The organism is Achromobacter sp. HZ34 (assembly GCF_002209485.1).
GTDB lineage: Bacteria > Pseudomonadota > Gammaproteobacteria > Burkholderiales > Burkholderiaceae_B > Bordetella_C.
In genome coordinates, this window is the sequence record NZ_NJIX01000008.1 from 212370 (window position 1) to 228622 (window position 16253).

Here is a 16253-nt window from a genome sequence, read left to right on the forward strand (position 1 = left end):
CGGAAGGAGCTATTGCGCCGGATAGGAGCCGAGCAGCTTGAAAAAGGCCGCTTGCGCCTGCAGGGTCGCAAACGCCTGCGCCACATGGGCTTCACCCGCGTGGCCAAGCACGTCGACGTAGAAATAGTATTCCCACTGGCCCGTGCGCGCCGGACGCGACTCGAAGCGCGTCATCGACACCTTGTTCTCGGCCAGCGGCGCGAGCATGTCGTACACCGCGCCCGCGCGATTCGGCACTGCCAGGATCAGGCTGCTCTTGTCCTTGCCGGTGGGCAAGGTATCGATATTGCCCAGCACCAGGAAACGCGTACGGTTCTGCGCATCGTCCTGGATGCCGGCGCTGACGACCTGCAGGCCCCAGGTGGCGGCCGCCGATTCGCCGGCGATGGCGGCGACGGTGGGGTCCTGCGAGGCCACGCGCGCGGCCTCGGCATTGCTGGCGGCCGCGGCCCGCGCCAGTTGCGGATGATTGCGATTGAGCCAGCCCTGGCACTGCGCCAGCGACTGCGGGTGAGCCATGATGGTCTGCACGCCTTCCATCGAACCGCTTTGGCTCATCAGGCAATGCCGGATCACCAGCGAGCGCTCGCCCATCACCTTCAACGGCGTGTTCAGCAGCAGGTCCAGGGTGCGGTTGACGGCGCCTTCGGTGGAGTTCTCCACCGGCACCACGCCGACGTCAGCCTGCCCCGCCTCGACGGCGCGGAAAACTTCATCGAATGACGGGCAGGCCAGCTTGTTCACCGCGTGGCCGAACTGTTCCATCGCCGCCTGTTCCGAATAGGAACCCGTGGGGCCGAGAAAGGCCACGGTAAGCCCCTTCTCCAGACCGCGACAGGCCGAGATGATCTCGGTCCACAAGGCCGACACCGCGGCGCCAGGCAAGGGCCCCTGGTTCAGCCCCTGCAAGCGCCGGATCACTTCGGCTTCGCGGTCGGGACGCAGCACCGGGCCATCCGCGTGGAAGGCGTGCTTGACGTCGCCGACTTCCTGCGCCGTGCGGGCGCGCTGCGTCAGCAGGTCGAGGATCTGCGCGTCGATCGAATCGATGCGTTCGCGCAAGGGCTTCAGTTTGGCGGCGAGGGCTTCATCCATGGCGTTGCTCGAAATCACGCAGGTAGGCGACCAGATCCTGCACCGCTTGCAGCGGCACGGCGTTGTAGATGGAGGCACGCATGCCGCCGACGCTCTTGTGACCCTTCAGGGCCAGCAGGCCTGCCGCTTCGGCGCCCTTCAGAAAGGCGTCATTGAGCGACTCATCGTGCAGGATGAAAGGCACGTTCATGCGCGAACGCACGGGACCGTGAATCGGATTGCGATAGAAGGACGAGCCGTCCAGGTAGTTGTACAGCAGCTCGGCCTTGGCGATGTTGGCCTGCTCCAGCGCCTGCACCCCACCCTGCTCCTTGATCCATTTGAAGACCAGGCCGGCGATGTAGATCGCGTAGGTGGGCGGCGTGTTGTAGCGCGAATGCTCGGCGGCGACATTGGCGTAGTCGAAGGCCGACGGGCAGATGGGCAAGGCATGGCCGATCAGGTCGCGGCGCACCATCATGATGGTGACGCCGGCCGGACCCGCGTTCTTCTGCGCCCCGGCGAACACCAGCCCCGCGCGCGTCACATCCATGGGACGCGACAGGAAATGCGAAGAGGCATCCACCACCAGCGGCACATCCGGCGCGCCCAGGCTGGCCGGCGTGGGCCAGTCGTTGAATTCGACGCCGCCTATGGTTTCGTTGCTGCAGAAGTGCAGGTATTCAGCATCCTTGCGCACCTGCCAGGTATCGGTGGCGGGCACCCAGGTCCAGGGCTTGAAGGCCTGGCCGTCCAGCGTGGTTTCGCTGCCGCTGCTGGCGGCGATGCCAATGTCGCCATAGCGCAAGGCTTCCTTGTGCGACTTCACCGACCATTGGCCGGTGAGCACGAAGTCGGCCTTGTTGGTGCCCCGGCGATTGATCAGGTTCATCGGGATGATGGCGTTCTCACCCGACGCACCGCCCTGCATGAACAGGATGGCGTAGTCGGAGGGCGCGCCCAGCAGCTCGCGCAGGTCGGCTTCCGCTTCGTCGCAGATCTGCACGAACTGCTTGCCGCGATGGCTCATTTCCATGACCGACATGCCGCTGCCGTGCCAGTCGAGCATTTCCTCGGCCGCCTGCCGCAACACCGCCTCCGGCAACGCCGAAGGTCCCGCTGAAAAATTCCAGGGTCGACTCATCATTCTTCCGTAGGTTCCGAAGGATCGCTGTCCGGCACGTCGCCGGGTTCCTCATTGCCGCCAGCACTGTCGCCATCCGCCCCTTCGGCCTTGGCATCGCCATCGGCTTCGGCATCGGCTTCCGCATCCACGTCGGCGTCGCTCTCGACCACGCGGCGCACGCCCGACAGATGGCTGCCGTCATCGACGCTGATCAGCGTCACGCCCTGCGTGGCGCGGCCCATCTCGCGGATTTCCGACACCCGGGTGCGCACCAGCACGCCGCCCGTGGTGATCAGCATGATCTCGTCGATGGTGTTGACCAGTACCGCCCCCACCACCTTGCCGTTACGCGAGCTGGTCTGGATGGCGATCATGCCCTTGGTACCGCGGCCATGACGGGTGTATTCAGTAATGGGGGTGCGCTTGCCGTAGCCATTTTCCGTGGCGGTCAGCACGCTCTGCGCTTCGTCGCCGGCCACCAGCATGGCGATCACCGCCTGGCCGTCTTCCAGCATCATCCCGCGCACGCCGCGGGCGTTGCGGCCCATCGGGCGCACGTCGTTCTCGTCGAAGCGGACGGCCTTGCCGGAATCGGAGAACATCATGACGTCGTGCTTGCCATCGGTCAGGTCGGCACCGATGAGGAAGTCGCCCTCGTCCAGGTCGACCGCGATGATGCCGGCCTTGCGCGGATTGGAGAAATCCGACAACGGCGTCTTCTTCACCGTACCGCGCGAAGTCGCCATGAACACGTAGTGATCGTCGCTGAATTCCTTCACCGGCAACACCACGTTGACCTTCTCGCCTTCGGCCAGCGGGAACATGTTGACGATCGGACGGCCGCGCGAGCCGCGCGTGCCCTGCGGCACTTCCCAGACCTTGAGCCAGTAGACACGGCCGCGGTTGGAGAAGCACAGCAGATAGTTGTGGGTGTTGGCGATGAACAACTGGTCGATCCAGTCGTCTTCCTTCATGACCGTGGCCTGCTTGCCACGGCCGCCACGCTTCTGCGAGCGGTATTCGGACAAGGGCTGGCTCTTGATGTAGCCGCCATGCGACAACGTCACCACCATATCGGCGGGCGTGATCAGGTCTTCGGTGTCCAGCTCGGTGGCGTTCATCTCGATTTCCGAGCGCCGTTCGTCCTTGGCGCCGGTGCCGAACTCGGCCTTGATGGCCTGCAGTTCGTCGCTGATGATCGTGGTGATACGTTCCGGTTTGGCGAGGATGTCCAGCAGATCGGCGATGTTCGCCATTACTTCCTTGTACTCGCCAACGATCTTGTCCTGCTCCAGCCCGGTCAGGCGTTGCAGGCGCATGTTCAGGATTTCCTGGGCCTGGGTGTCGCTCAAGGAATACATGCCATCGGCCTGCATGCCATAAGAAGGCGACAGGCTTTCCGGGCGATAGGCGGCGATGCCTCCCGGCGTATCGCCGTCGGCCCGCTGCAACATCTCGCGCACCAGGGAGGAATCCCACGAGCGCGCCATCAATTCCTGGCGCGCCACCGGCGGCGTCGGCGCCGCCTTGATGATCGCGATGAAATCGTCGATGTTGGCCAGCGCCACCGCCAGGCCTTCCAGCACATGGCCGCGCTCGCGCGCCTTGCGCAGCTGGAACACGGTGCGGCGCGTGACCACTTCGCGCCGGTGCTGCAGGAAGTACTCCACCATCTGCTTCAGGTTGAGCAGGCGCGGCTGGCCGTCGACCAGTGCCACCAGGTTCATCCCGAAGGTGTCCTGCAGCTGGGTGTTCTTGTACAGATTGTTGAGCACCACCTCGGGCACTTCATTGCGCTTGAGCTCGATGACCAGGCGCATGCCGTCCTTGTCCGACTCGTCGCGGATGTCGGAAATGCCCTCGATCTTCTTCTCGTTGACCAGCTCGGCAATACGTTCCTGCAGCGACTTCTTGTTGACCTGGAAGGGAATCGCGTCGATCACGATCGCCTGGCGATTGCCCTTGTCCATGTCCTCGAAGTGCGTCTTGGCACGCATCACCACCCGGCCGCGGCCGGTGCGGTAGCCTTCGCGCACGCCGGACATGCCGTAGATGATGCCGCCCGTGGGGAAGTCCGGCGCCGGAATCAGCTCGATCAGCTCATCAATCGTGCACTCAGGATTACGCAGGCAGTACAGGCAGCCGTCGACCACTTCCGACAGGTTGTGCGGCGGAATGTTGGTGGCCATGCCCACCGCGATGCCGGAGCTGCCGTTGACCAGCAGGTTGGGCAGGCGCGACGGCAACAGCAGCGGTTCTTTCTCGCTGCCGTCGTAGTTGGGGCCGAAGTCCACGGTTTCCTGGTCGATGTCGGCCAGCAACTCGTGGGCGATCTTGGCCAGGCGGATTTCGGTGTACCGCATCGCCGCGGCGTTATCGCCGTCGATGGAGCCGAAGTTACCCTGCCCATCCACAAGCATGTAGCGCAGGGAGAAATCCTGCGCCATGCGGACGATGGAGTCGTAGACCGCCTGGTCTCCGTGCGGGTGATACTTACCGATGACGTCGCCAACGATACGGGCGGACTTCTTGTAAGCCCGGTTCCAGTCGTTGTTCAGTTCGTGCATCGCGAACAAGACCCGACGGTGCACGGGTTTGAGACCGTCGCGTACGTCCGGGAGTGCCCGCCCTACGATCACGCTCATTGCGTAATCGAGGTAGCTGCGGCGCATTTCTTCTTCCAATGAGATTGGAAGCGTTTCCTTGGCGAAGGAATCCATATGTTTATACGTAGGGACGGAAGCTGAAAAGGCGGGCACACCCCGAGGGGGTGGCGAACAGGAAATTCTATCACTCTGTAGAAATTGGCCTTTAACGTCGCCAAAAAGGCGGACAGGGACGGGACAAAGCCCGGGCCACGCCCCGGCAGGTTGCGCACCATGACGGCGCATTTGACGAATCGTCGACGGGAGTCTCCGGGGCGGGGAGAAAGCCCGATTCGGGACGGCCTCACCGCCGCCACTTGCATGCGCTCGCGTCATGTAACAAAATGCCGCCATGCTGCCGAGCTGGGTTTTGCCCTGCCGCGCCTGTTGCCTAAAACCAACAACGGGCCTGCGATGGGCGGCGAAATGGTCATCTCGGACGTGAATGCGCCTGCCAGGGCACGACAAATGCCTTAAGATTGTTTCCAGCACGCAGGAAACCCAGTCGCGATTCCCTTGAAGTCGTTTTTGGCGTTGCTATACTGGCCCCGTTTTCCTGATATGCGGCGGGGGTTCGCTGCGAGTCACTTATCCAGCTTCAAGCTCAACGAGGAGAAACATGAATAAACCCTCCAAATTCGCTCTGGCGCTTGCCTTTGCTGCCGTCACGGCCTCCGGTGCAGCCTCGGCCCAGACCGTCGACAACTGGCGCAATCCGTTTGGCAACGTCTGGAAGAACGGCACGAATGAACTGTGCTGGCGCGATGCCTTCTGGACCCCCGCTACCGGCGTCCCCGGTTGTGATGGCGTGCCGGTCGCTCAAGCCGCCAAGCCGGCCGCTCCCACCCCGATGGCAAGCAAGGTCGTCTTCAATGCCGACACCTTCTTTGACTTCGACAAGGCGACTCTGAAGCCTGAAGGCCGTCAACTGCTGGATCAAGTTGCTACGCAAGCTCGCAGCATTGATCTGGAAACCATCATCGCTGTCGGCCACACCGACTCGATCGGTACGGTTGCGTACAACCAGAAGCTGTCCGAGCGCCGCGCTGCCGCGGTCAAGTCGTACCTGGTCAGCAAGGGCATCGACCCGAACCGTATCTACACGGAAGGCAAGGGCAAGAGCCAGCCCGTGGCGACGAACAAGACCAAAGAAGGTCGTGCTCAGAACCGCCGTGTGGAAATCGAGATCGTCGGTACCCGCAAGTAATTGCGATTACCGCCGTAGCGCCGGTCGCTACGAATCAAAGGCCTGTGCTTATGCGCAGGCCTTTTTTTATTCCCCTTTTTTCCCGGCACCCGTTTTCGAGGAGACAGCCCGGTGGAATTCGGCAATCACGCGCAGGAAGAAACGAACCGGCTGAACGCCGCGCCCATCGAATTCGATGCGGTAGTCGTCCTCGACGACGTCGTTGCGCTGAATATGGAGATATACAAGATGCCGGCGCTGAAGGCAGGAAGGCTGCGCCGTGATCTCCTGCTCATCCTTGCCGCCCCCCTCTTCCTGGCCGTCGTGCTGGTTGCCTTCAATCTGGCCGACCAGACCTCGCACAGGCCGCCACTGGCCGACGTCTTCCGCTTCGTCCTGCTGGAGCACCCGGGCTATCCGCTGGCCACCGTGGGTATCGCCGTCGCCATCGTCGTAATGCAGAGGCTGTTGATGCGCCCGCGCATGCGCCTGCACTTCCGTAAAGCCATGGCGCAGCGCCCGGACGTCGACAAATCCGATCCGCGCCTGCCCTTCTCCGCGCACGTGATCTTCAGCGAGGACGGTATCGAGAGCCAGACCGTGCCCCATACCATCCGCTTCAACTGGTCCAGCCTGACGTTTTGGAAAGAGAAAGACAGCCGGCTCATGTTGCTGGGCGACAGCATGCAGGGCATGTGCGTCTCCCTGGCGGGCCTGGCCCTGCCGATGCAGGCGGCCATCCGGGCGCTGGTCGAGCGCAAGCTCGGCAAGCCACGCCTGGACTGACGGCAGGCCACCCTGTGGAAGCCCCCTCTCGCGGCAGGCAGACCGGCGGCTGGCACCCCGGGCCGGGCTCGCCCGATATCCGCTCTATATAATTACCGGCTGAATTCTTCCCCCGGATAGCAATGAGCACCTCTACTGAATCCCGCGTGAACGTCGACGAGGCCGAACTGGCCAAATTCAGTGCCCTGGCGGCCCGCTGGTGGGATCCGGACAGTGAATTCGCCCCTCTGCATGCGATCAATCCCCTGCGCCTGGGCTGGATCCAGGAAATCGCCGGCAGCCTGGCCGGCAAGCAGGTGCTCGACGTGGGCTGCGGCGGCGGCATTCTCGCCGAGAGCATGGCCGCCACGGGCGCCACCGTCACCGGCATCGACCTGGCGGAAAAATCACTCAAGGTGGCCCGCCTGCATGGCCTGGAGTCCGGCGTGAAAGTGGAATACCGCGCCGTCCCCGTCGAAGACCTGGCCCGCGAGCAACCCGAACGCTACGACGTCGTCACCTGCATGGAAATGCTGGAACACGTGCCCGACCCGGCCTCCATCGTGCGTGCCTGCGCCGAGCTGGCCAAACCCGGCGGCCTGGTTTTTTTCTCCACCTTGAACCGCAATCCCAAGTCCTTCATGTACGCCATCGTCGGCGCCGAACACATCCTGCGCCTGCTGCCTCGCGGTACCCACAGCTACGAAAACTTCATCAAGCCCAGTGAGCTGGCCGCCGCCGTGCGCCAGGCCGGCCTGACCGCCACTCGCATGGCAGGCATGCAGTACAACCCTTTCACGAAAATCTACGGGCTGTCCGGCGACACCTCGGTGAACTACCTGATGGCGACCCGCAAATGAAAGCCCTGATCCTGTTCGACTTCGACGGCACGCTGGCCGATACCGCCCCGGACCTGGCCGCCGCCGCCAATCTGCAGCGCACCAAGCGCGGCATGGAGCCGATGCCCTACGAACTGCTGCGGCCGGTGGCGTCGCAAGGCGCGCGCGGCCTGCTGCGAGTCGCATTGGGCATGCAGCCGGACCACCCGGAATTCGACACCGCCCGAACGGAATTCCTGGCTGACTACGCGGCCAGCTCCACCGTCCACAGCACCCTGTTCCCCGGCATCGCGGAACTGCTGCGCGATATCGAGGCGCGTGGCCACGCCTGGGGCATCGTCACCAACAAGGTTACCTACCTGGCCGAGCCCATCGTCGCCCATCTGGGCCTGGCGCAGACCACCGCCGTCCTGGTGTGCGGCGATACGGTGGGCCGCGCCAAGCCCTACCCCGATCCCCTGCTGCACGCCGCCAAGGAAGCAGGCTACACGCCGGACCGTTGCGTCTACGTCGGCGACGACCTGCGCGATGTGCAGGCCGCCCATGCGGCCGGCATGCCCGCCATCGCGGCCGGCTATGGCTATCTGGGCGGCGACGAGGACATCACCCTGTGGGAAGCCGACGCTTGCGCGGACGATCCCCGGGACCTGTGGGCCGCCATAGAAGGCCTGCTGCCCGCCGGCACGGCTTAGCTTCTGCGCGCGCTCGCCGCCACGGCCAGGTCGATCGCCAGCGCCAGCACCATGGCGGCGGCGCCAAGTTGGAACAGTTGCGCGTAATCGTGGCCATTGCTGGAAAAGAGGAAGGACAAGCTGTAGGCAGCGATGGCCTGGAACAGCGCGAAGCCGACCGTCGCCGTGCGCCACGCCGGCCCCTGTTGCGCCGGATGATGCGCCAGCAACTCGTGCACACGCCCCAGCACCAGCGGAACCGTGCCCGTGACGAAAGCCCCGACCACCACGCTGGACAGGATCAGCCAACCGTCGCTCCAGCCCAGGGCCGGTACCAGCACCGCCCCCGCCTCCAGCACGAAGGCCGCCCGCAACGCCCAGGCGAATCCCACCCGGTCGGCCAGCAAGCCCGCCAACACCGGTCCCACCGTGGCGCCGATGCCGAACAACACCCAATACTCCGCGCCCGCCTGCAGCCCCTTGCCCAAGCCATGCGCGACGAAATCGACCAGGAAGATCATGTGCGGCACCCAGCCGGCGGCGTTAAGCGCATAGCTGGCATACAGCGCGCGCAAACTTCGTCCCGGCGCCGGCGGCGCGCGGTGATGCACGGACGCCGCGGACGTTGCCGAAGCGACCGATGCGGCCGAAGTCGCCGAAGCTGCTGACGTTGCCGACATTGCTGACGTATTTTGCGTGACCGGGCGCGGCTGGGCGGCCGGCCAGCCTTTCCAGGCAATGGCCGTCAGCACCAGGGACAGCACGCCCAGGCCCAACCACGTCGGGCCCACGCCTTGCCGTAGCCACAACGGCACCAGCGTGCCGGACAATGCGACGCCTGCCCCCACCCCGGTAAAAATGATCCCACCCGCCAGCCCGCGCCGCGACGGCGGCACCAGCGGCAGCACCGCGGGCGCGGCCAGCACCATCAGCGCGCCGCCGGCCAGGCCGGCGAGAAAGCGCCATGCGAAATACCAGGCGAAGGAAACCGGCCAGGCACAGGCAAAGAAAGCGGCGGTGGCCAGCAACATCATCGCGCGCAGGATGACGGACGTCGACACCCGGGCCGCCATGGGCCGGCCCGCCAGGGCGCCGGCCAGGTAACCCGCCAGATTGGCCGCGCCCAGGTACGCCGCCACCGAGCGCTCGAACCAGTGCGCATCGATGATGGCCGGCAATAACGGCGTGTAAGCGAAGCGCGCCAATCCTATTCCCACCAGGCTTGCGCAGAAGCCGGCCACGATGCCCCAGGTCGCTCCCTCGCGCCGGGAGCCAGCTGCCATCGATACGTCCATGATGAACGTCCTTTCTCAAATTCAGATAGCCCAGCTTACGCGCCATCAATTATCTGAAGAAGCGAGTATATTGAATCGTGGCTATCTGAATTTTTGATACGTACCGGATGCCGTCGCCACGTTAAGGTGATAGCACTATACCCGGACCCCACCATGGATCTGACTGACCTCAAAACCTTCGAAGCCGTCGCCCGCCACGGCAGCATGAACAAGGCCGCGGCGGAGCTGCATACCGTCCAGTCCAACGTCACGGCCCGCATCCGCGCCATGGAAGACGACCTGGGGCTGCCACTGTTCCAGCGCCATGCGCGCGGCGTGGTCATGACGCCGGCGGGCCAGCGCGTGCTGCCCTATGCGGGCCGCATCGCCAAGCTGCTGACGGAGGCCCGCGCGGCGGCGTGCGACGACGGCCGGCCGCGCGGCACGTTGACGCTGGGCGGCCTGGAGACCACCACGGCCTTGCGCCTGTCGCCCGCGTTGACGGCCTACGCGCGCGCCTATCCCGACGTGCGCCTGGTGATGACCACCGGCACCACCGCGCAACTGGTGCAGGACGTCATCGACTACCGCTACGACGGTGCTTTCGTCGCCGGCCCCGTGAACCATCCGGACCTTGAAGCGACCACGATCTTCGTCGAGGAACTGGTGCTGGTCGCCAGCCCTGCCCTGAAGTCCTTGAAGGACCTGCCCGGCCTGCCCGACCTGCGCACCGTCGTATTCCAGGCCGGCTGTTCCTACCGGCAAAGGCTGGAGGCCTTCCTGGGAGAAAAAGGCATCGTGGCCACGCAGCCCCTGGAATTCGGGTCGCTGGATACCATCGTCAGCTGCGTATCGGCCGGTGTCGGGGTGACGATGCTGCCGCGTGTCGTCGTGGCGGAGGCGGCCAGGGCGGGACGCGTGAGCCTGCACAACCTGCCCGCGCAACAGGCCAGGGTGGAGACGCAGTTCGTGCGACGCCAGGACGCATACGTGGCGAGCGCACTGACGGCGTTCCTGGAGACTGTCCGGGCCTTCCACAAAAAGCCCGCGGCGCGGCCCACCGCGAAAGCCGACGCGGACGCGGCGTCCCTGGCCTGAGGCCAGGCGGTCATGTGGTGATGCGGTGATGCGGTAAAGCGGTAATCCGGTGATGCGCGACTGCGGAATTGCGCTATTGCGCCGCTGCGCGTGTCCTGTCGAACATGACGCGCGCGGATTCGCGGGCGGCTTCGACGTGCTGCCGGGCAGCCAGGCGGGCGGCCGCCTCGTCATGGCGCGCAATCGCCTCGTGCATCGCCGTCAGTTCGCTCAGGCTTTGCAGTGAACGTCCGGGATTGTCCATGCTCTTGGCACGCAGCACGTTGATGCGCGCGACCAGGCCCTGGATCAGATCGCCCATGATGCGATGCCGGCTGGCAACGATCAGGGCTTCATAAAAATCCGTGGTGGTGGTGATCCGCAGCAGGCGATCGCCGTTGTCCACCGCCTGCGCGAATGCATCCAGCGCCTGCCGCATGGCGGCCAGATTGTCCGCCGTCGCATGGCGGGCGGCATGGGCCGCCACCTCGCTTTCCAACAGGATGCGGGTCTCGTAAAGCTGCTCGGCATCGGCCCAATCCATGGCGGCGACCGACGGCCCGCGATTGGGCGTCAGCACCACCAGCTGCTCGGCCGCCAGCACGCGCATCGCCTCGCGCAGGGAGTTGCGGCTTACCCCCAGCCGTTCGCACAGGCTGGACTCGACCAGCCGCTCACCGGGCCCGAAATAGCCCGTCATGATGGCTTCGCGCAGCTTGCGTACGGTTTCACCTTGGACGCTAAGGGGGGAGATCTTCAGATCCATGACAGAAGTGCGGTGGCAAAGCGCCCAGCTTATACGGGTTAACGTCAATTTGCTAGATTGTTGAACAATCCCACAATTGGGGCAACAATACACGTCAGCCAGCGTTACACCATTGCAAGGCAGGAAGGCATGCAGATCGATATCACGAAGTGGATCGTCATCAACGAGACCCAGCCGGTGCCGCAAGGCGAGGATGGGCCGCCCTTGCGCAAGGTGGCGGTGATCGCCATCGTGAAGAACCCCTTCAAGGTAGGCCAGGCCGACCTGTCCGAAGGCATCGCGGCGAGCGAGGCGCTGGGCAGCGCCATGGCACGCCAGCTTGCCACCGCCATCGACCTGTACGATGTGCGCAGCTACGGCAAGGCCGGGCTCGTCGGCATCGCCGGTGAGCAGGAACACGCCAATGCCTTGCTCACCACCACGTTCGCTAACCCGCTGCGTGACGCTATCGGTGGCGCCAAGGCCTGGATTCCCTCCGTCACCAAGGTGGGGCCGGCGGGGACGTCCGTGGATGTGCCGCTGGCGCACAAGGACGCGCTGTATGTCCGCTCGCATTACGACACGATGACGTTGAGCATGGGCCAATCGCCCTTGCCTGACGAGATCGCGCTGATCTTCGCCGTGGCGAACCGGGGCCGCCTGAACGCACGCGTGGGCGGCCTGCACGCGGACGATGTCGTCGGCAAGGACGGGCTGACCTGATATCGTTGCGCGCTACCGCGGCAATCGAAGGCTTCAACACGGCGCTACCCGCAGCCTTCGACACCTGAATACCTGAATACCCAAAGGCAGCAAGACCTCGATACCTCGACACGCACGGCGCCAGTCCGCACTACGGCATTACCGCAAGACCGCTTGACCCTCTTACCAAGTTGGATGTCTTCCCGGAGCTGAAATGAAAATCCTCGCGCGACTGGTCGTGCTTCTTTCCGTGGCTTGCGCCGCTTTGCCGCAAGCCCAAGCCGCGTCATATCCCGACCACCCCATCCACATCATCCTCAGCACGTCGCCTGGCGGCGGTGCCGACGTCACCATGCGCCTGCTCGCGCCCAGGCTGGCGGAGCGCCTGGGACAAAGCGTCGTCATCGAGAACAAGCCTGGCGGCTCGGGCATGATCGCCGATTCCTTTGTCGCGCGCTCGGCCCCCGACGGCTATACCTTGCTGGTGGACATCACCACCTTCACGGTGAATCCGGCGCTGCACAAGGACATGAACTTCAAGCCGCTGGAAGACCTGGCGCCGATCACGCAGACGGCGCGGGCCGCCAACGTCCTGGTGGTCAATCCCGCCGTGCCGGTGCACAACGTCAAGGAGTTCATCGAGTACGCCAAGAAGCAGAAAGGCGCGATGACGTACGCGTCGTCGGGCCTGGGTTCGTCGCAACACCTGGCGATGGAGATTTTCACCCGCGCCGCCGACGCCCCCATGACGCACGTGCCCTACAAGGGCGGCGGCGCGGCCATGGCCGACCTGCTGGCCGGTCACGTGCAATCCTTCTTCGCCTTCATTCCCACGGCGTCCGAACATATCAAGCAAGGCCGCCTGCGGCCCTTGGCCACCACCGGCGCCACGCGTTCGGCGTCGTTGCCCGACCTGCCCACCATCGCCGAATCGGGCTTCCCCGGCTTCCAGAGCTATGACTGGAACGGCATGTTCGCGCCGGCCGGCACGCCGCCCGCCATCATCGACCGCCTGCAGCAGGAAATGAAAGCCGTGCTGGCCGAACCCGACATCCAATCCCGCCTGAAGGACCTGGGGCTGGAGCCGGTTGCCAGCACGCCCGCCGACTTCAAGGCCTTCCTTACCGCTGAGATCAAGAAGGCCCAGGACATCGTCCAGCAAGCCAACATCAAACTCGATTGAGGAGGCGGTTCGCCATGAACATGCTGGCCGACGATCTCGCGCAGCACAACGGCACGGGCGCCGCGCCGGACTTGCGCAACGAGTCCGACTACAACGTGCAACGCCGCCATCCGGAGCGCACGGAAATCTACGCAGGCTATGCGCGCCGCAGTGAAGCGCTGCGTGCCGACGTGCCGTGGCAAAACCTGCGTTACGACAAGCCCGAACGTTGCACGCTGGACTGGTTCCCCGCGCAGCAACCGGCTGGCGCGCCGCTGCTGGTTTTCATGCACGGTGGTTTCTGGCGCGGCGGCGACAAGCGCGTGTTCAGCTTCATCGCCGAGAACCTGCGCACGGCCGGCATCTCGACCGCCTTGGTCGGCTACGAGCTGGCCCCCGCCGTCACGGTGACCACCATCTCGGCGCAGATCCGCGCGGCCGTCACTTTCCTGCTGCGCAACCAGCGGACCTTGGGGTTCGATCCGGAACGCGTGACGCTGTCGGGTCATTCGGCCGGCGCGCACCTGGCCGCGATGACCAGCGCCTATCCGCAGGAATTGCCCATCCTGGGGCGGCACTTGCGGGTGATCGGTGTCAGCGGCGTGTATCAGTTGGCACCCGTGCTGGCGACGTCGCTGCGGCAGGAAATCCAGTTGACGCCCGAAGTGGCGGCGGAACAAAGCCTGCCGGAAGGACGCTGGTTGCATGCCAGCCGCTACCTGGTGGCCGTGGGCGGCGGCGAAACGCCGGGCTTCCTGGCGCAGAGCACGCATTTCCACGATGCGCTGCGCCAGCGCGGTTTGAACACCCAGCTCGTCATCGAGCCGGGCCGCACTCATTTCGATATCTTCGTGCCGCTGACCGAACCGGGGCACGCCTTGCACGAACAGGTGCTGGAAATCATCAAGCAGTAGGGCTCGGCCGGCAGCAAGGCCGAGGTTGTACCGGGGCTTGGCCCGGTGCTGGCGGGTTGTCCGGGATCTGATCCTGGATCCCCCGCCAGCACCGCCGTCAGGCTCGCCGATTTTTTACCGGCGCGCCACGCAGCGGATCCAGCAGCGGCTTCAGGCCGTTGTGGTCCAGCTCGTGCATCAGCGCGAGCAACTGGCCCAGACGCCCCGGCGGAAAGCCTTCGCGCGCGAACCACGTCAAGTAATAGCCAGGCAGGTCCGCCAGCAGGCGGCCCTTGTACTTGCCGAAGGGCATGGTCCAGGTGACGAGGAGTTCGAGGTCTTCAGTGTTCATGGCGGGACGCGGAATGACAGCGCCTGATTTTATGCCGGCCCGCCGTTCGGCGTTACGCGCCCAGCATCGCGGGGGACATGCCGGTCAAGCGCCCGCCATCCACCTCGATCACATCCGATGGCGACAGCTTGAATTTCGCTACGGCCGCTTGCAGGCCCTTGGCCTGGTCTTCCAACGATGCGGTCGCCGCGGCGGCCTGTTCGACCAGCGCCGCGTTCTGCTGCGTGACCGCGTCCATCTGGCTGACCGCGAGGTTCACCTGCTCGATGCCATCAGCCTGCTCTGACGAAGCGGCGGCGATTTCACCCATGATGTCGGTCACGCGCTGAACGGCGCCGACAATCTCCTGCATGGTGGATCCAGCGCGTTCGACCTGCTGCGATCCCATGCCGACCTTGTTGACGGAGTCTTCGATCAGCTGCTTGATCTCCTTGGCGGCCTGGGCGCTGCGCTGCGCCAGCGAACGCACTTCGCCCGCGACCACCGCGAAGCCCTTGCCCTGCTCGCCGGCCCGCGCCGCTTCCACCGCGGCGTTCAAGGCCAGGATGTTGGTCTGGAAGGCGATGCCATCGATGACGCTGACGATATCGGCGATTTTCGCCGAGCGCTCGGATATCTCGCGCATGGTGCCCACCACTTCTTCCACCGCCACGCCACCGCGCCGCGCCACATCCATGCTGCTGGTCGACAACTGGTTGGCCTGCCTGGCGTTGTCCGCGTTCTGCTTGACGGTGGAGGCCAGCTCTTCCATGCTCGACGCCGTTTCTTCAAGCGAGGCGGCCTGTTCCTCGGTACGGCTGCTGAGATCGGCGTTACCCGCGGCGATTTCGCGCGCGCCCGAATCTATCTGGTCCACGCCCTGGCGCACCTGCTTGATCAGGTCGGCCAGGCTTTGTTGCAAGCCTTGCAGGCCGCTCAGCATCTGGCCCATTTCGTCGCGCGACTTGATCACGATGCGGGTGGAAAGGTCGCCGCCAGCCATGGCGCGGAAGGTGCGCAGGGCTTGTTCGATGGGCGCGACGATGGCCTGGCGCAGCGAACGCCAGACCAGCGCGGAGATCACCAGGACCAGGAACAAACTGGCGCACGTGACGATCACGAAAGTCCGGAACACCTCGACCGAGGTCCCGTAAAGCGCTTCGGCCCGTTGGGCCTGGTACTTCTGCAAGGCGGCCGACGCCTCGCTGGTGCCGTTGAACAAGTCCCGCATATTGCCCCAGGCGGTGGCGACGCCAGCCGCGTTGCGGGCGTTATGCGCGTCCACGATGGCTTGATAGCCTTTGCTGGCGAAGGCCGCGCGCTTGGCGCTGAGGTCGCGCGCCAGGCGCTCTTCCTGGGGATCGTCGGCGGCGACCAGTTTTAAATAATCCGCCCAGGCCTTGTCCGATTGCTTGAACAGGCCCAGGGAGCGCCGGGCCTGCTCATCGGCGCCGGCGTTGTCCGGGGCCAGGCCCAGGCGATAGATCGCCAGGAAACCGCGCGCGTTATAGATGTCGGCCTGCGAAACCGCGATGGCGGCGGCAAGCTCGCGCTTGTACATGGTCTGCTGCGTGTCGTTGCCGTAGTTGAAGCCCCACATTCCCATGGCACCGCCCACCAGCAGCAGTACAGCAAGGAAACTGATGACGAGCGCAATACGGGCCTTGATGGAGAGATGCATTCTTTTCATGATGGGTTCAGATCGTCTTCCAGAAATGGCGAATGCCGCTACCCGGAACTGGGTAGCGGCCTGTGAGGGCTAA

Annotated in this window: 15 protein-coding genes; 8 read left to right on the plus strand and 7 right to left on the minus strand. The window is 64.8% G+C overall.

The window, feature by feature from the left end; translation table 11 throughout:
- Nucleotides 1-9 precede the first annotated feature (9 nt).
- From pheA to gyrA, 3 genes are read right to left on the minus strand one after another with little or no spacing between them, the layout of a single operon-like run.
- The gene (pheA, locus tag CEY05_RS26885) at nt 10-1095 is read right to left on the minus strand and encodes a prephenate dehydratase (protein ID WP_088600335.1); all 1086 of its coding nucleotides are present in this window, start codon (nt 1093-1095) and stop codon (nt 10-12) included.
- The gene (gene serC, locus CEY05_RS26890; protein WP_088600336.1) at nt 1088-2221 is read right to left on the minus strand and encodes a 3-phosphoserine/phosphohydroxythreonine transaminase; all 1134 of its coding nucleotides are present in this window, start codon (nt 2219-2221) and stop codon (nt 1088-1090) included. Before serC ends, pheA begins: the two co-directional genes overlap by 8 nt.
- Entirely contained in the window at nt 2218-4920 is a 2703-nt protein-coding gene (gene gyrA, locus CEY05_RS26895) for a DNA gyrase subunit A (protein WP_088600337.1), read from the minus strand. Before gyrA ends, serC begins: the two co-directional genes overlap by 4 nt.
- 544 nt (nt 4921-5464) lie before the next feature.
- Here gyrA and ompA point away from each other — a divergent pair.
- From ompA to CEY05_RS26915, 4 genes are all read left to right on the plus strand, one after another.
- A complete protein-coding gene (gene ompA / locus CEY05_RS26900; protein ID WP_088600338.1) occupies nt 5465-6052 on the plus strand; it encodes an outer membrane protein OmpA in 588 nt (195 codons plus the stop codon).
- Nucleotides 6053-6163: 111 nt separating this feature from the next.
- Nucleotides 6164-6817: a hypothetical protein gene (locus CEY05_RS26905; protein ID WP_088600339.1), complete on the plus strand. Its 654-nt coding sequence runs from the start codon at nt 6164-6166 to the stop codon at nt 6815-6817.
- A 122-nt stretch (nt 6818-6939) separates the two neighbouring features.
- A complete protein-coding gene (ubiG, locus tag CEY05_RS26910) occupies nt 6940-7656 on the plus strand; it encodes a bifunctional 2-polyprenyl-6-hydroxyphenol methylase/3-demethylubiquinol 3-O-methyltransferase UbiG (protein WP_088600340.1) in 717 nt (238 codons plus the stop codon).
- Nucleotides 7653-8327 carry an HAD-IA family hydrolase gene (locus CEY05_RS26915; RefSeq protein ID WP_088600341.1) on the plus strand — a complete coding sequence of 225 codons (675 nt, stop codon included), beginning with the start codon at nt 7653-7655 and terminating at the stop codon, nt 8325-8327. Before ubiG ends, CEY05_RS26915 begins: the two co-directional genes overlap by 4 nt.
- Here CEY05_RS26915 and CEY05_RS26920 read toward each other — a convergent pair.
- A complete protein-coding gene (locus tag CEY05_RS26920) occupies nt 8324-9589 on the minus strand; it encodes a YbfB/YjiJ family MFS transporter (RefSeq protein WP_233161723.1) in 1266 nt (421 codons plus the stop codon). The two genes, CEY05_RS26915 and CEY05_RS26920, sit on opposite strands and share 4 nt — an antisense overlap.
- Nucleotides 9590-9754: 165 nt before the next feature.
- Here CEY05_RS26920 and CEY05_RS26925 point away from each other — a divergent pair, with 165 nt between their 5' ends.
- Nucleotides 9755-10678, plus strand: a complete 924-nt coding sequence (locus tag CEY05_RS26925) for a LysR family transcriptional regulator (protein WP_088600343.1) — start codon at nt 9755-9757, stop codon at nt 10676-10678.
- Nucleotides 10679-10751: 73 nt separating this feature from the next.
- Here CEY05_RS26925 and CEY05_RS26930 read toward each other — a convergent pair whose 3' ends face one another.
- On the minus strand, nt 10752-11423 hold the full coding sequence (locus CEY05_RS26930) for a GntR family transcriptional regulator (protein WP_088600344.1): 672 nt from the start codon (nt 11421-11423) through the stop codon (nt 10752-10754).
- 129 nt (nt 11424-11552) lie between these two features.
- Between CEY05_RS26930 and CEY05_RS26935 the strand changes: the two genes are divergently transcribed.
- The 3 genes from CEY05_RS26935 (at nt 11553) to CEY05_RS26945 (ending at nt 14180) form a co-directional block, all read left to right on the plus strand.
- On the plus strand, nt 11553-12125 hold the full coding sequence (locus tag CEY05_RS26935; RefSeq protein WP_233161724.1) for an amino acid synthesis family protein: 573 nt from the start codon (nt 11553-11555) through the stop codon (nt 12123-12125).
- 193 nt (nt 12126-12318) lie between these two features.
- Nucleotides 12319-13287, plus strand: a complete 969-nt coding sequence (locus tag CEY05_RS26940; RefSeq protein WP_088600346.1) for a tripartite tricarboxylate transporter substrate binding protein — start codon at nt 12319-12321, stop codon at nt 13285-13287.
- Nucleotides 13288-13301: 14 nt separating this feature from the next.
- Complete coding sequence (locus CEY05_RS26945; protein WP_088600347.1) at nt 13302-14180, plus strand: alpha/beta hydrolase; 879 nt, start codon at nt 13302-13304, stop codon at nt 14178-14180.
- A 97-nt stretch (nt 14181-14277) separates the two neighbouring features.
- Here the strand turns inward: CEY05_RS26945 and CEY05_RS26950 are convergent, their stop codons facing one another.
- Complete coding sequence (locus tag CEY05_RS26950) at nt 14278-14511, minus strand: DUF3820 family protein (protein ID WP_088600348.1); 234 nt, start codon at nt 14509-14511, stop codon at nt 14278-14280.
- Between the two features lie 52 nt (nt 14512-14563).
- Nucleotides 14564-16180, minus strand: a complete 1617-nt coding sequence (locus CEY05_RS31965) for a methyl-accepting chemotaxis protein (protein ID WP_143220663.1) — start codon at nt 16178-16180, stop codon at nt 14564-14566.
- Nucleotides 16181-16253 lie beyond the last annotated feature (73 nt).

Excerpts from the sequence above, each read along its gene's own strand:
- pheA (WP_088600335.1), bottom strand. The coding sequence starts at position 1,095 with ATGGATGAAGCCCTCGCCGCCAAACTGAAGCCCTTGCGCGAACGCATC.
- serC (WP_088600336.1), bottom strand. The coding sequence starts at position 2,221 with ATGATGAGTCGACCCTGGAATTTTTCAGCGGGACCTTCGGCGTTGCCG.
- gyrA (WP_088600337.1), bottom strand. The coding sequence starts at position 4,920 with ATGGATTCCTTCGCCAAGGAAACGCTTCCAATCTCATTGGAAGAAGAA.
- ompA (WP_088600338.1), top strand. The coding sequence starts at position 5,465 with ATGAATAAACCCTCCAAATTCGCTCTGGCGCTTGCCTTTGCTGCCGTC.
- ubiG (WP_088600340.1), top strand. The coding sequence starts at position 6,940 with ATGAGCACCTCTACTGAATCCCGCGTGAACGTCGACGAGGCCGAACTG.
- CEY05_RS26915 (WP_088600341.1), top strand. The coding sequence starts at position 7,653 with ATGAAAGCCCTGATCCTGTTCGACTTCGACGGCACGCTGGCCGATACC.
- CEY05_RS26920 (WP_233161723.1), bottom strand. The coding sequence starts at position 9,589 with ATGGCAGCTGGCTCCCGGCGCGAGGGAGCGACCTGGGGCATCGTGGCC.
- CEY05_RS26925 (WP_088600343.1), top strand. The coding sequence starts at position 9,755 with ATGGATCTGACTGACCTCAAAACCTTCGAAGCCGTCGCCCGCCACGGC.
- CEY05_RS26930 (WP_088600344.1), bottom strand. The coding sequence starts at position 11,423 with ATGGATCTGAAGATCTCCCCCCTTAGCGTCCAAGGTGAAACCGTACGC.
- CEY05_RS26935 (WP_233161724.1), top strand. The coding sequence starts at position 11,553 with ATGCAGATCGATATCACGAAGTGGATCGTCATCAACGAGACCCAGCCG.
- CEY05_RS26940 (WP_088600346.1), top strand. The coding sequence starts at position 12,319 with ATGAAAATCCTCGCGCGACTGGTCGTGCTTCTTTCCGTGGCTTGCGCC.
- CEY05_RS26945 (WP_088600347.1), top strand. The coding sequence starts at position 13,302 with ATGAACATGCTGGCCGACGATCTCGCGCAGCACAACGGCACGGGCGCC.
- CEY05_RS26950 (WP_088600348.1), bottom strand. The coding sequence starts at position 14,511 with ATGAACACTGAAGACCTCGAACTCCTCGTCACCTGGACCATGCCCTTC.
- CEY05_RS31965 (WP_143220663.1), bottom strand. The coding sequence starts at position 16,180 with ATGAAAAGAATGCATCTCTCCATCAAGGCCCGTATTGCGCTCGTCATC.